We start from the raw sequence: 13,358 nt of genomic DNA, 5'->3' as shown, positions 1-13,358 counted from the left end.
CACCGCCCGCAGCCTCCGAAGGAGTCCCCTCATGACCAACCTGGCCATCGCGGCGTACGGGTTGCGCAAGTCCTACGGTGACAAGGTCGTGCTCGACGGCGTCGACCTGACGGTCCCCGAAGGAACCGTCTTCTCCCTGCTCGGCCCGAACGGCGCCGGCAAGACCACCGCAGTCAAGATCCTCTCCACGCTCATCACCCCCGACGCCGGCTCCGGCCAGATCCACGTCGGCGGCCACGACCTCGCCTCCCAGGCGCGGGCCGCACGCGCCGTGATCGGTGTCACCGGCCAGTTCTCCGCCGTCGACGGTCTGATCACCGGCGAGGAGAACATGCTCCTCATGGCGGACCTGCACCACCTGTCCAAGGCCGAGGGCCGGCGCACCGCCGCCGAACTCCTCGAGCGCTTCGATCTGGTGGAGGCGGCGAAGAAGCCGGCCTCCACCTACTCCGGCGGCATGAAACGCCGCCTGGACATCGCCATGACCCTGGTCGGCAGCCCGCGCATCATCTTCCTGGACGAGCCGACCACCGGCCTGGACCCGCGCTCGCGGCACACCATGTGGCAGATCATCCGCGAACTCGTCGTCGGCGGCACCACGGTCTTCCTCACCACCCAGTACCTGGAGGAGGCCGACGAACTCGCCGACCGCATCGCGGTGCTGCACGACGGGAGAATCGCCGCGGAGGGTACGGCCGAGGAACTGAAGCGGCTGATCCCCGGCGGACACGTCCGACTCCGCTTCACCGACCCGGACGCCTACCGGTCCGCCGCCCTCGCACTGCCCGAGGCCGCCCGGGACGACGAAGCCCTCGCCCTGCAGATCTCCAGCGGCGGCACCCAGCGCGAACTGCGCTCCCTCCTCGACCGGCTGGACTCCGCCGACATCGAGGCCGACGAACTGACCGTGCACACCCCCGACCTCGACGACGTCTTCTTCGCCCTGACCGGCAGCACCGACGTGCCGAACCAGCCGAACCAGCCGAACCAGCCGAACCAGCCGAACCAGGCCAAGGAGGCCCTGCGATGAGCTCCTTCTCCCTCGCCGTGCGCGACTCGTCCACGATGCTGCGCCGCAACCTGCTCCACGCCCGGCGCTACCCCTCCCTGACCCTGAACCTGCTGCTCACCCCCGTCATGCTGCTCCTGCTCTTCGTCTACATCTTCGGCAACACCATGAGCGGCGGCGCGGGCCGCTCCGCCTACATCGCCTACATCGTGCCGGGCATCCTGCTGATGACGATCGGGTCCACGGTGGTCGGCACCGCCGTCTCCGTTGCCACCGACATGAACGAGGGCATCATCGCCCGCTTCCGCACGATGGCCATCCACCGCGGGTCCGTGCTGTTCGGACACGTCGTCGGCAGCGTGCTGCAGGCGATCATCAGTGTCGTCCTCGTCGGTGCCGTCGGCGTCGCCATGGGCTTCCGCTCCACGGACGCCACCGTTCTGGAATGGCTGGCGGCGTTCGGGCTGCTCGCCCTCTTCGCCCTCGCGTTCACCTGGATCGCGGTCGGCATGGGCATGGGCAGCCCCAACGCCGAGGCGGCCAGCAACAGCGCCATGCCGCTGATCCTCCTGCCCCTCATCTCCAGCGCCTTCGTCCCCCTGGACTCCATGCCCGGCTGGTTCCAGCCGATCGCCGAGTACCAGCCCTTCACCCCGGCCATCGAGACCCTGCGCGGACTTCTCCTCGGTACGGGGATCGGCAACAACTGGTGGATCGCCCTCGCCTGGTGCCTGGGCCTGAGCGTCCTCGGCCACCGCTGGTCGAAGGCACAGTTCGACCGCGACCCCAAGTAGCCGCCATGACAGCGCGGACCTCACCCGCGAACCCGTTCCACCCCAAGGCGCCGTACTCCGACATCCTGTCGGAATACGGCGCCTCGCGTCCTTCTCCGCCGCCTGCCGGGCTCGCGCGGCCGAGGCCGCCGCGCGCCGGCCGTGACACCAACTCCGGTCAGGAGCAGGCGTGATGCCATCTCCGAGTACGATGCTGCGGAATACCCATGATCCCCCTCGTGCGCCGGAGCCCGTCATGACGACCGACACCCCCCAGCCACCGCAGATCGACACCTCCAACGCGCATCCCGCGCGCGTCTACGACTGGCTTCTCGGTGGCAAGGACAATTACCCCGTCGACGAGGCCGTGGGGGAGAAGCTGCCGCCCGAAGCGCGCGACGCGGCCCGGCAGAACCGGCAGTTCATGCAGCGCGCCGCCGGGTGGCTCGCCACTCAGGGCGTCGACCAGTTCCTCGACATCGGCACCGGCATACCCACCGCGCCGAACCTTCACCAGATAGTCCAGCAGATCACTCCCACGGCGAAGGTCGTCTACACCGACAACGACCCGATCGTGCTGCGGCACGCACAAGCCCTGCTGACCAGCGGTCCCGAAGGGGCCACGGACTACATCCAGGCCGATGTGCGGCAGCCGGCGGCGATCCTCGAACGTGCCCGCGCCGTACTGGACTTCGAGCGCCCGATCGCTCTGTCGTTGATCGCCCTGATGCACTTCATCCCCGACGAGCAGGACGCGCACGGCATCGTCCGCGACCTGGTCGCCACCCTGCCGTCCGGCAGCTACCTGGTGATGTCGCACGCCTCGTCCGACCTGTATCCGGAACTGGCGGAGATGGTGACCGCCGAGTACGCCAAGGGCGGCATCCGCCTCGGCTTCCGTACCCGCGCGGAGGTCACCCGTTTCTTCGACGGCCTCGACCTGGTCGATCCCGGACTGGTCACGGCGCCTGAGTGGTTCAGGACGGAGCCGGCGCCCGTCGCGGAGGGCAGCGGTATCTACAGCGCGGTGGCCCGCGTCCGCTGACGTCCCGCATCCCCTGACGCCCCCGGCCTCCGAGGTCGGTGAGCTACGGGAGGTTCGTTCGCCGTGGAGGCGGGGCGGCCCGGGTCCGAAGCCGATCTGACGCTCCGTCCACGGGCGGCCGGCGCCTCATGCGGTCCCGGCCACCCGTCCCCACCCATTCCCCGCCCCCCGGGTCTGCGCGTCAGGCAGGGAGGACGGCCACCACGTCGATCTCCACGAGAATGTTCATCAGGTCCGAGCCGACCGTCGTACGGACCGGGCAGGGCTCGGCGAAGAACGGCCGATAGGCGGCGTCGAAGTCGGCGAAGTCCCGCCGCAGTTCCTGCAGGTGCACCGTCACCTTGACGACGTCGTCCAGGCTCAGCCCCCGCTCGGCCAGCACCGCCCGGATGTTCCGGAGCACCTGCCGGGTCTGGTCCGCCACACCCTCGGGCATCGTCCCGGTCCGCGGGTCCTGGGGACCGAAGCCGGCGGTGTACAGGAACCCGCCGGCTACCACGCCCTGGCTGTACGCCCCGGCCGGCCGGGGCGCGTCCCCCGTGTGAACCGCTTCCTTCCTCATCCGGTCAGATCGCCTTCCCGCTCGTTGACCCCGGCGAAGTGGCGCAGTTTCTCCTCGTCCACGGTCACCCCCAGGCCGGAGCCTGTCGGCACCCGCAGACGGCCGCCCTCGAGATGCAGGGGTTCGATGATGTCGTCGGCGTGCAGGTAGTACATGCTGTCGATGGCGCGGGACAGCACGGGTGTGCTGGAGACGACGGCGAGATGCGCGGCCGTCGCGATGCCCAGCTCACCGCCGCTGTGCAGGTTCATGCCGAGCCCGAACGTCTCGCAGTGGGCCGCCAGTGCCTTGGTGGCGGCGATGCCGCCCCACTTGTAGACGTCGCCGTGGATGACGTCGACCGCGTTCAGACGCATGGCGGGGGCGAAGTCCTCGAACCGTACGACGCACATGTTGGTGCACAGCGGGATCCGCACCTTCGCCCTCACCTGGCTCATGCCGTCGATGCCGACACAAGGGTCCTCCAGGTATTCGAGGTCCAGCTCTTCGAGGGCGATCCCGGCACGTATCGAATCGGGCACGGACCAGGCCGCGTTGGGATCCACCCGAAGGTTCACCTCGGGCAGCGCGGCGCGCAGCGCCCGCATGATGGCGACATCGCCCGCCACGTCGGTGCTGCCCTTGAGCTTGACGGCGCCGAACCCGCCTTCGGCGACCACGCGCGCCGCGTGGTCGGCGAGTTGTCCGGGAAGGGCGTCGGCACTCGCACCGGGTGCGTCGGCGCGGGTCACCAGGGCGGTGATGGGGACCTCGTCCCGGACGGGTCCGCCCAGCAGGTCGGTGACGGACTGTCCGGTCGCCTTGCCCATGGCGTCCCAACAGGCCACGTCGAGTGCGGCGATGGCCGCGTATCCGAGATAGCCGTGGAAGAAGGGCACCATGTGCTGCCTGCGGTGGAAGCTCTCCAGGGCGAACGGGCTGGTGCCGATCAGATCGCCGGCGATCGCGCGGACGATCGCCGCGACGGGCCGGCCCCACATCGTCTCGCCCCAGCCCTCGACACCGTCGTCGGTGCGGATCCGTACGACGGTGCGGGTCTCCCCGGTCTTGGTCTCGAACGAGCTGGTGAACGGATTGAGCAGGGGCAGGTTGACCACCCATACGTCGACGTCAGTGATCTTCATTGTTCTCCTCGGTTCGGATGGTGGCGGCGTCGAACGCACGGATCGCCCGGGCGAGTCCCCGGGCCCTGTCGTCCAGTAGCCGGCGCCCCGACGCGGCGTCGGCGCCGGAGGCGTCGTCCGTCGATCCGCCGACCCGAGCCCATTCGCCGTGGCGCTCCACGGTCAGTCCGGGGTACGGCGGGTTGTCGAAAAGAGGCGGGGGCTCGACCGGGGCCCGGGGTGCGACCGGGGTGCGGACGAGGGCGGGGTGGGCGGCGAGCATCAGGGAGGTCTCGAACCAGCCGGCGTGTCCCGGGGTGACCTCGGGCCTGCCCTCGTCGGCTCCGTCGTCACCGGCCGTGATCGTCCAGTACGAGCAGGCGGCGACGGTGACGTCGGCGCGCAGCGCGAAACGCTTCACGGCGAGCCGCATGATCTCGTCGTTGCCGCCATGGCCGTTGATGACCATGATCCGCCGGTATCCGCTGGTGACCAGGGAGTCGAGGACGTCGTCGAGTACGGCGCCCAGCGTCGCGGCGGACAGGGAGACGGCGGCTGCGAACAGGTGGTGCGGGCTGTGGCCGAACGGCAGGGCGGGCAGCCGGACCAGCTCGGACTCGGTCGGGTCCTCGGTGAGCAGCGCGGCCGCCCGGTCGAGTACCGCCTCGGCGAGGAGGGTGTCGGTGCCCATGGGCAGGTGGGCGGCGTGCTGTTCCTGTGACCCGATGGGCAGCAGCGCGATCGCGCGCGTGCCTGCTTCGCGTACTTCGTGCCAGGTCAGCTCGGTCAGATCTCTCACAGCGCTATCTCCCTGAAACCCTGCCGTGGCAGAGTCGGCGCATGGTCCATGAACGTTTTCCGTTGCGGCTGGTTCCCGAGCCGGCGCCGGGGCCGGTCGCGCCCCGCTCGCCACGGATGCTCGGTGGGGTGGAACTGGTGCCCGGACGGGTCAGGGCGGCCGTGCTGAGCATGTCCGGCACAGTGGTGCGGCGCGCCGAGGCGTCGTACGACGCGGCGACGGCGCTGCCCGCCGACATCGACGCGGCGCTCGCGCTGGCCGCCGGAGTCTTCGACGGGCACGACCTGGTCGGGGTGGGCGTGGCGGCCGCCGGGCTCGTGGATCCCGGTGCCGGCCTGATCAACGAGGTCAACGACGTGCCGGCACTGCACGGTTACCCCCTGACCGCGCGGCTCGGCGCACTGACCGGTGTGCCGGTGCGTGTCGAGCACCGGGCCAGGTTGCAGGTGCTCGGCGACCGCTGGTTCGGGGCCGGGCGCGGACGCCGGACGTTCGCCTCGGTGTCGACCGGAGAGGTGCTGGGGGTCGGCATCCTGTACGACGGTGAGGTGCTCGCCCCGGCCGGTGGCCGCAGCGGCGCCCATATGACGGTGTCGGCCAGTGGCGACACGTGCACCTGCGGCGGCCGCGGCTGCTGGAAGACGGTGGCCACCACCCGTTGGCTGCGGGCCCGCGCCCGTGCGGCCGGACTCGGCGACGGGGTGTCGCTCGCCGCGCTGGTGGAGCGCGACGACGAGTCGGCCCGGCGCACGGTCGCGGAGTACGCCGAGAACGTGGCCCTGGGTCTGGTCAACGTCCAGCAGCTGTTCGCGCCCGGATTGTTCGTCCTGCACGGAGAGGCACGCGAGGGCGGTGAGCGGTTCCGCACCCTCATCGAGGAGCGGCTGCGCTCGGACGGTGCGTCGGTGGGCGCCGAGTTGTCGCAGGTGGTGGTGAGCGGGGCGGCCGTGGACGATGTCGCCCTGCTGGGCGGCGCCGGTCTGGTGCTGTCCCACCTCTAGACCGCCTCCGTACGGGCGCGGCGGGCGCGGCGCGGGTCGGGCAGGGGAACGGCGTCCAGCAACTGCCGGGTGTACGGGTGCCGCGGATTTCCGAAGACGTCGGCCGCGTCGCCGACTTCCACCAGCCGGCCCTGCCGCATCACGGCGACCCGGTCGGCCACCTGCCGGACGACGGCGAGGTTGTGGGAGACGAAGACGTAGGTCAGACCGAGGCGCCGTTGCAGCTCCGCCAGCAGGTCGAGAACCTGTGCCTGGACGGATACGTCGAGTGCGCTGGTGGGTTCGTCGAGCACGACCAGGCGGGGTTCGAGGGCGAGGGCGCGGGCGATGGAGACGCGCTGGCGCTGGCCGCCGGAGAACTCGTGCGGGTAGCGGTCCTGGATCCCGGCGGGCAGCCCCACCGACTCCAGCAGCTCGCCGACGCGTTCGCGGGTGCGGGCCCTGCCGCGCCGGCCGCGCGCCTGAGGGTCGTGGGTGACCAGCGGCTCGGCGACGATGTCGGTGATCCGCATGCGCGGGTTCATGCTGGAATACGGGTCCTGCAGCACGACCTGCATCTGACGCCGCACGGCTCGCAGTCGGGCCGGAGAGAGGGTCCCGAGATCCTGCCCGTCGAACCGGACACTCCCGGCGGTCGGTTCCAGCAGCCGCAGGAGCAGCCGGGTCAGGGTGGTCTTGCCGCAGCCCGATTCCCCGACCAGGGCCAGGGTCTGCCCCTCGGCGACGGTCAGCGACACGTCGTCGACCGCCACATGAGGCGGCTTGCCGCCGAACTCCATGCGCAGGTGGTCCAGTTCGAGCAGCGTCATGCCGACTCCAATCGTGGGGTCGCGTCCAGCAGCCGACGCGTGTAGTCCTCGGCGGGGTGGTCGAAGACGTCCATGACGTCACCGCTCTCCACGACCCGGCCCGCGTTCATGACCACGACCCGGTCGGCCGTCTCGGCGACCACTCCGAGGTCGTGGGTGATCAGTACGACGGCCATGCCGTGTCGTCTCTGGAGTGCGACGAGCAGATCCAGGATCTGGCGCTGCACAGTGACGTCGAGCGCGGTGGTCGGCTCGTCGGCGATGAGGACGCTTGGCCGCGCCACCAGTGCCGTCGCGATCATCACGCGCTGGCGCAGACCGCCGGAGAGCTCGTGCGGGTACTGCCGGTAGCGGCGTTCGGGGTCGGGGACGCCGACCTCGTCCAGTGCGGCGAGCGCCGCCGCTCCGGCCTCGGCGCGGGAGAGACCGCGGTGGTGTCGCAGCACCTCGGCGACCTGGGTGCCGACCCGCTGGAGAGGGTCGAGACTGGTCATCGGATCCTGGAAGATCATGGCGATGTCGTGGCCGCGGATCGCGCACAGTTCCTTCTCGCTCACGGCGAGCAGGTCGCGGCCCTCGAAGCGGATCTCACCGCCCGTGTAGCGGCACGGCGGTGCGGGGTTGAGGCGCAGCACGGACAGTGCGGTGGCCGTCTTGCCGCTGCCGGACTCGCCCACGACGGCGAGGGTCTCGCCGGCGCCGACCCGGAGGCTGACGCCCCGGACGGCGTGCACGGTGGAGGCGTCGAGCCGGAAGTCGACGCTCAGGTCGTCGATTTCGAGGACGGGCGCGGTGGGAACGGGCGTGGTGCGGTCGGGGGTGACGTGGTCGTCTGTCATCGGCGGTATGCCTTCGGGTCCGCGACGTCGCGCAGGGCGTCGCCGGTGATGTTGACGGCGAGTGAGGTGATCATCAGGGCGACGCCGGGGAACACCGCGACCCACCAGGAGGTTCCGAGGTACAGCTGGCCGTCGGCGAGCATCGAGCCCCAGGTGACGGTTTCCTTGGGTACACCGAGTCCGAGGTAGCTCAGGGACGCCTCGGCCACGATGGCGGCGGCGACGTGCAGGGTGGCGATGGTGGCGAGCGGGGCCATGACGTTGGGCAGGAGATGGCGCCGCATGATGACGCCGTCGGTGACGCCGATGGCGCGTGCCTCGGTGATGAAGTCACGTGAGCGCAACGACATCACCTCGGAGCGCACGACGCGGGCGTAGGACACCCAGCCGGTGAAGCCGAGGACGAGAATCACGTACCAGAGTCCGGAGCCGAGAAAGCCCACGATGGCCAGGGCCAGCAGGATGGCGGGGAAGGCCAGTTGGACGTCGGCGAGCCGCATGAGGACCCGGTCCGGCCAGCCGCCGAAGTAGCCGGAGGCGAGGCCGACCGCGGTGCCGATCACTCCGGCGAGCAGGGCGGCGCCGGCACCGACGAGGAGAGAGACACGAGTGCCGTAGATGACGCGGGAGAGCATGTCGCGGCCGAGCTGGTCGGTGCCGAGCGGGTGCGCGCCGCTACCGCCGGACTGCCAGGCGGGTGGTTCCAACCGCAGGAGCAGGTCTTGGGAGTTGGGGTCGTAGGGGGCGATCAGCGGTGCGAAGAGAGCGAAGACCAGCATGATCGCGAGGACGGCGAGTGCGGCGACGGCGAGCCTGTTGCGGAGCAGGGTCTGCAGGGCGGCGGCGCGTGGGCTGCGTCCCGCCGTGGCCGCCGGTGCGGCGACGGACGGTGGTGTGACGGTCATCGGGACGTCCTCACCCTCGGGTCGAGGAAGCTGTAGGAGAGGTCGACCAGCAGGTTCACCACGACGAAGGTCGCGGCGAAGAGCAGCACGGTGGCCTGGACGAGCGGGAAGTCGCGGTGCGAGATGGCCTCGATCGTCAGCTGTCCGACGCCGGGCCAGGAGAAGACCTGTTCGGTGAGGATCGCGCCGCCCAGCAGGCTGCCGACCTCCAGACCGATCACGGTCACCACCGGCAGCGACGCGTTGCGCAGGCCGTGTGTGAGCACGATCTTGAGCGGGCCGAAGCCTTTGGCGCGCGCGGTACGGATGTGATCGGAGGACAGGACGTCGATCAGCGAGGAGCGCAACAGCCGTGCGACGACGGCGACGGAGTAGACCGCGAGGGTGATCGCCGGCAGGACGAGATGGGCGAACGTGCCGTAGCCGGAGGCGGGAAGGGCGTGCAGGCCGACGGCGAAGACCAGGATCAGCAGGATGCCGACCCAGAACGGCGGGGTGGACTGCCCGAGCAGCACCATGGTCATCACGCCACGGTCGGAGGCCCGGCCGCGTCGCATCGCGGCGAAGATGCCCGCGGGGATCGCGATGACGAGGGTCACCACCAGTGCGGCCGCGGCGAGTTGGAGGGTGGCGGGGAGCCGGTCGGCGAGTACGGTGCGCACGGGCTCGTTGTAGAAGAGGGAGTTGCCGAAGTCGAGGCGGGGCAGCCCCCACAGGAAGTCGACGTACTGGGTGAACAGTGGCCGGTCCAGGCCCAGGGAGCCCCGGAGCACGGCTTCCTGCTGAGCGGTCGCGTCCGGCGGGAGCAGCAGTTTGACGGGGTCCCCGGAGAGCCGGACCAGGAAGAACGACACGGTCGCCGTGCACAGCAGCACGAGCAGGGCGGTGCCGAGCCGGACGAGGACGGTGCGCAGCAGCCGTACCGCGTCCCGGTCGCGGGTCCGGACGCGGGGGCCGCCGTCGTGGGTGGCGTCCGGCCGCTGCCGGAGGGAGGGGTCGGTCATCGGGAGACCTCCGCGCTCGCCATGGCCAGGACTCCGGCGGGGCCCGGTTTCCAGCGGGGGCTCTGGTTGCGGGCGTAGATGTTGTCGAGCTGGTAGAGGAAGACGAACGGCGCTTCCCGCTGCATCAGCCGTTGCAGGTCGGAGAAGGCCTTGGTGCGCTCCGCCGGGTCCACGGACAGTTCCTCGATGTCGACGAGCCGGTCCGCCTCCTTGGAGTGCCAGCGGCTCTGCCGGCGGTCGCTGCGCACGTTCGACTGGATCATGCTCTCGCCGTCCAGCGTCCAGATGGTGCTCGCGGCGAGGTACATCGGACCGAGCGCGGCGTGGTTGGAGGAGGTGAGACGGCTGGAGTACGTACCGGGGTCCAGGAGGTCGACCCGGGCGCGCACGCCCGCCTTGGCGAGGAGTCCGGACAGCGCCTCGGCGACGTTGGAGTCGATGTTGGAGGCGGTGAGCGTGGTGCTGAACCCGTTGGGATAGCCGGCTTCGGCGAGCAGTTCGCGTGCTGTCCGCACCGAGCGGGTGAACGGCTTGACGGACGGGTCGAAGCCGAAGGCGCCGCGCGGGATCATCGCGGGCACCTCGCGTGCCTTGCCGCCGAGGACCGCTTTGATCAACAGCGGTACGTCGACCGCGTGGTTGAGCGCCTGCCGCACCCGGCGGTCGCTGAGCGGCCCCCTGTCCAGCGTGTTGAGGGAGAGGTACGAGGTGCGGATCCCGCTGAACCCGTCCAGGGTGACGCCGGTGTAGCCCTCGAGTTGCTGGGCCGCGTCGGGGGTGAGTCCCGCCACGAGGTCGACCCCGCCGCTCTGCAGGGCGGCGAGCGAGGACGAGGCGTTGGGTGCCGGGCTGAAGACGAGTTCGTCGACATGCGGCCGGCCGGCCCAGTGCCGCGGGAAGGCCCGCATGCGCAGTTCGTGGTCACGCTGCCAGCGGACGAAGGTGAACGGCCCGGTGCCGACCGGGTGGGAGGCGAACCCCTGGTCCCCGGCCTCGGCCAGATAGCGCGGCGGGACGACCACCCCGCCGAAGAGGGAGAGTTTGTCCGGCAGGATCGGGTCGTGCAACGTGGTGTGGACGTCCACGGTGAGCCGGTCGACGACCGAGACGCTCTTCACGTAACGCAGCTCGACGATCGGTGACTTGGTCCTGGGATCGAGCAGCCGCTCGATGGAGAACTTCACCGCCGCGGCGTCGCAGACCTCACCGTTGTGGAACCTCACACCGGGGCGCAGGGTGAAGCGCCAGGTGCGCTCGTCGCGTGCGGTCCAGGACAGCGCGAGCCGCGGGTGCAGCTTGTTGTCGCGGCCCCGGGTGGTCAGGGTGTCGAACATGTTGATCAGGGCGTTCATCGACACCATGTCGCCCTGCTTCTGCGGGTCCATGGTCACGGGGTCCCCGGGCTGCGACACCCGTAGGACGTTGCCCGCGCCGCTCGCGGGATCGCTCCGGCACCCCGCGAGCAGCGGGGGCGCGGCGAGAGCCGGCAGGACCAAACCGGCCAGGCGCAGGACGTCGCGGCGCGGGCGGCTGCGGTCCGGGGCCCGCTCCTGACGTATACGTTCCATTGAGCAACACATCCGTTCCGTCAGATGGAATGCGGTTGCGTTAAGCTAAGCGACATGTCGAAAGCGGTCAACACCCGTGCCAGCGAGCCAGAGCCCGCGAAGGGCCCCGTCGACAAGGCAATGGAGGTGCTCGAAGCACTCGTCGAGACAGGCGGCCCGCACCGGTTGGGGGAGATCGCGCGGCGTACGGGGCTCACCAAACCGACCGTCCACCGTCATCTGCGGACCCTCGCCGAGTACGGCTTCGCACAGCCCGCGGAGGGTGGCAGCTATCGCGCGGGCCCCCGGCTGCTCGGCCTGGCCGCCGCCGCACTGCACGACAGCCGGGATCTGGCACTCGCCCGCCCGGTGCTGACCGATCTGCGCCGGCGGACCGGACTGCTCGCGCAGTACGCCGTGCGCCACGCCGACGACGCGGTGCTGTTGGCACAGTCCGAGCCGGCCAGGGAGTACCGGATGTACGCACGGCCCGGTAGCCGCGTTCCGCTCCACAGCAGCGGGACGGGGCTGGCGATGCTCTCCGTGCTGCCGGCCGACGAGGCGGACACCCTGTTGGAAGCGGGCCCGCTCGCCGCCCGCACGCCGCACACCCCCACCGACCCGGCGGCGCTCCGCACACTGCTGCGGGAGGCGGCCGGCGTCGGTTACGCCGTGGACGACGAGTACGAAGAGCTGGACGTACGGTCGGTGGCGGCGCCCGTGGTCGACGGCGAGGGGCGCGTCGTGGGCGCCATCGGCATCTCGGGCCTCACCTTCACGCTGGACCGGCAGAGCGTGGAGATGTTCGGTCCGATGGTGCGCGCGGCAGCCCGTACGGTGTCGGCGGGTCTGGGCGGCGCCCCACCCACGTTCCGGGTGGTGGACGTGGACGCCGAGGACGGTGAACTCGCGTGAGCGCACTCGAAGACATCCTCGTCGCAGGGCGAGCCCGGCGGGTGTACTCCGGCGCGGCCTGGTCCGTGGGTACCGCGGCGCGGGCACTGGACCGGGGCTGGACCGGCACCCGCGCCTGGGACGGCCCACCGCTCGAAGGCGACGAACGGTGGGACCTGGCGTCGGTGACGAAACCGATCGTCGGACTGGCCGTGATGGCCCTCGTCGAGCGCGGCGCGCTGGATCTCACCGACGTCGTGGGCACGTATCTGCCGGACTACCGGGGCGGTGACAAGGCAGACCTGACGGTCGCGCAGCTGCTCACCCACACCTCGGGACTGCCGGGTCAGGTGCCTCTCTACCGCAAACACCCCACCCGGAGCGCGCTGTTGGAAGCGCTGCGGTTGCTGCCGCCGCGGACGGCGCCCGGTACCCGGGTCGAATACTCCTCGCAGGGCTTCATCCTGCTCGGGCTGATCGCCGAGAGCGCGGCCGGCGCGCCGCTGGACGAACTGGTCGACCGGTTCGTGTGCGCACCACTCGGGATGAAGGAGACCGGCTTCACCCCGGACCTCGCACTCCGGGCGCGGGCCGTGGCCACCGAGGACTGCCCGTGGCGAGGGCGCGTGGTGGCGGGCGAGGTGCACGACGAGAACGCCGTGGTCCTGGGCGGAATCGCCGGGCACGCCGGGCTGTTCGCGCCACTCGCCGACATGGAACGACTCGGCCGCTCCCTGGCGGGCGGGGCGCCCGAGATCCTGCGTCCGGAGACCTTCGCGCTGATGACGGCCGCCCACACGGGCGACCACGCACTGCGGCGCGGACTCGCCTGGCAGGGGCAGGATGCGGTCGGATCACCCGTCGGGCCGTCCTTCGGCCCCGACTCGTTCGGCCACACCGGCTTCACCGGCACGAGCATCTGGGTCGACCCGGCGGCCGGCCGCTACGCCGTGCTGCTGACGAACCGGGTGCACCCCTCAAGGGACGGCGACGGCATCGTGGCCGTCCGACGCGCCTTCCACACGGCGGTGGACGCTCTGACATAGGGAACCCGCGTTCACGGACCTC

At 70.8% G+C, this 13,358-nt stretch carries 14 protein-coding genes; 6 read left to right on the top strand and 8 right to left on the bottom strand.

What is annotated here, in order from left to right:
- Positions 1–31 precede the first annotated feature (31 nt).
- From OHB41_RS02295 to OHB41_RS02285, 3 genes are all read left to right on the top strand, one after another.
- Positions 32–1,030, top strand: coding sequence for an ATP-binding cassette domain-containing protein (locus OHB41_RS02295; RefSeq protein WP_266696252.1), 999 nt, complete (start codon positions 32–34; stop codon positions 1,028–1,030).
- Complete coding sequence (locus OHB41_RS02290) at positions 1,027–1,803, top strand: ABC transporter permease (RefSeq protein WP_266696251.1); 777 nt, start codon at positions 1,027–1,029, stop codon at positions 1,801–1,803. The genes OHB41_RS02295 and OHB41_RS02290 overlap by 4 nt, the downstream gene beginning before the upstream one ends.
- A gap of 235 nt (positions 1,804–2,038) precedes the next feature.
- Positions 2,039–2,827: an SAM-dependent methyltransferase gene (locus OHB41_RS02285; RefSeq protein ID WP_266696250.1), complete on the top strand. Its 789-nt coding sequence runs from the start codon at positions 2,039–2,041 to the stop codon at positions 2,825–2,827.
- A 181-nt stretch (positions 2,828–3,008) separates the two neighbouring features.
- On the opposite strand, the gene OHB41_RS02280 is transcribed toward OHB41_RS02285, so the two are convergent.
- From OHB41_RS02280 to OHB41_RS02270, 3 genes are read right to left on the bottom strand one after another with little or no spacing between them, the layout of a single operon-like run.
- The gene (locus tag OHB41_RS02280; RefSeq protein WP_266696249.1) at positions 3,009–3,389 is read right to left on the bottom strand and encodes a RidA family protein; all 381 of its coding nucleotides are present in this window, start codon (positions 3,387–3,389) and stop codon (positions 3,009–3,011) included.
- Complete coding sequence (locus tag OHB41_RS02275) at positions 3,386–4,513, bottom strand: mandelate racemase/muconate lactonizing enzyme family protein (protein ID WP_266696248.1); 1,128 nt, start codon at positions 4,511–4,513, stop codon at positions 3,386–3,388. Before OHB41_RS02275 ends, OHB41_RS02280 begins: the two co-directional genes overlap by 4 nt.
- Entirely contained in the window at positions 4,500–5,291 is a 792-nt protein-coding gene (locus OHB41_RS02270; RefSeq protein ID WP_266696247.1) for a creatininase family protein, read from the bottom strand. Before OHB41_RS02270 ends, OHB41_RS02275 begins: the two co-directional genes overlap by 14 nt.
- 41 nt (positions 5,292–5,332) lie before the next feature.
- On the opposite strand from OHB41_RS02270, the gene OHB41_RS02265 reads away from it, so the two are divergent.
- On the top strand, positions 5,333–6,292 hold the full coding sequence (locus OHB41_RS02265) for an ROK family protein (RefSeq protein WP_526024879.1): 960 nt from the start codon (positions 5,333–5,335) through the stop codon (positions 6,290–6,292).
- On the opposite strand, the gene OHB41_RS02260 is transcribed toward OHB41_RS02265, so the two are convergent.
- The 5 genes from OHB41_RS02260 to OHB41_RS02240 are packed head-to-tail and all read right to left on the bottom strand — an operon-like array spanning position 6,289 to position 11,417.
- Positions 6,289–7,101: an ATP-binding cassette domain-containing protein gene (locus OHB41_RS02260; protein WP_266696246.1), complete on the bottom strand. Its 813-nt coding sequence runs from the start codon at positions 7,099–7,101 to the stop codon at positions 6,289–6,291. The two genes, OHB41_RS02265 and OHB41_RS02260, sit on opposite strands and share 4 nt — an antisense overlap.
- Positions 7,098–7,940, bottom strand: a complete 843-nt coding sequence (locus tag OHB41_RS02255; RefSeq protein WP_266696245.1) for an ATP-binding cassette domain-containing protein — start codon at positions 7,938–7,940, stop codon at positions 7,098–7,100. The genes OHB41_RS02260 and OHB41_RS02255 overlap by 4 nt, the downstream gene beginning before the upstream one ends.
- On the bottom strand, positions 7,937–8,845 hold the full coding sequence (locus OHB41_RS02250) for an ABC transporter permease (protein ID WP_266696244.1): 909 nt from the start codon (positions 8,843–8,845) through the stop codon (positions 7,937–7,939). Before OHB41_RS02250 ends, OHB41_RS02255 begins: the two co-directional genes overlap by 4 nt.
- Entirely contained in the window at positions 8,842–9,849 is a 1,008-nt protein-coding gene (locus OHB41_RS02245; protein ID WP_266696243.1) for an ABC transporter permease, read from the bottom strand. Before OHB41_RS02245 ends, OHB41_RS02250 begins: the two co-directional genes overlap by 4 nt.
- The gene (locus OHB41_RS02240; RefSeq protein WP_266696242.1) at positions 9,846–11,417 is read right to left on the bottom strand and encodes an ABC transporter substrate-binding protein; all 1,572 of its coding nucleotides are present in this window, start codon (positions 11,415–11,417) and stop codon (positions 9,846–9,848) included. Before OHB41_RS02240 ends, OHB41_RS02245 begins: the two co-directional genes overlap by 4 nt.
- 54 nt (positions 11,418–11,471) lie before the next feature.
- Here OHB41_RS02240 and OHB41_RS02235 point away from each other — a divergent pair, with 54 nt between their 5' ends.
- Both OHB41_RS02235 and OHB41_RS02230 read left to right on the top strand, forming a co-directional pair.
- The gene (locus OHB41_RS02235) at positions 11,472–12,311 is read left to right on the top strand and encodes an IclR family transcriptional regulator (RefSeq protein WP_266696241.1); all 840 of its coding nucleotides are present in this window, start codon (positions 11,472–11,474) and stop codon (positions 12,309–12,311) included.
- Entirely contained in the window at positions 12,308–13,336 is a 1,029-nt protein-coding gene (locus OHB41_RS02230; protein WP_266696240.1) for a serine hydrolase domain-containing protein, read from the top strand. Before OHB41_RS02235 ends, OHB41_RS02230 begins: the two co-directional genes overlap by 4 nt.
- Positions 13,337–13,358: the final 22 nt, after the last annotated feature.

Source organism: Streptomyces sp. NBC_01571 (assembly GCF_026339875.1).
GTDB lineage: Bacteria > Actinomycetota > Actinomycetes > Streptomycetales > Streptomycetaceae > Streptomyces.
Note: the sequence above shows the minus strand (reverse complement) of the source record. Positions and strands in the feature narration are given on the sequence as shown.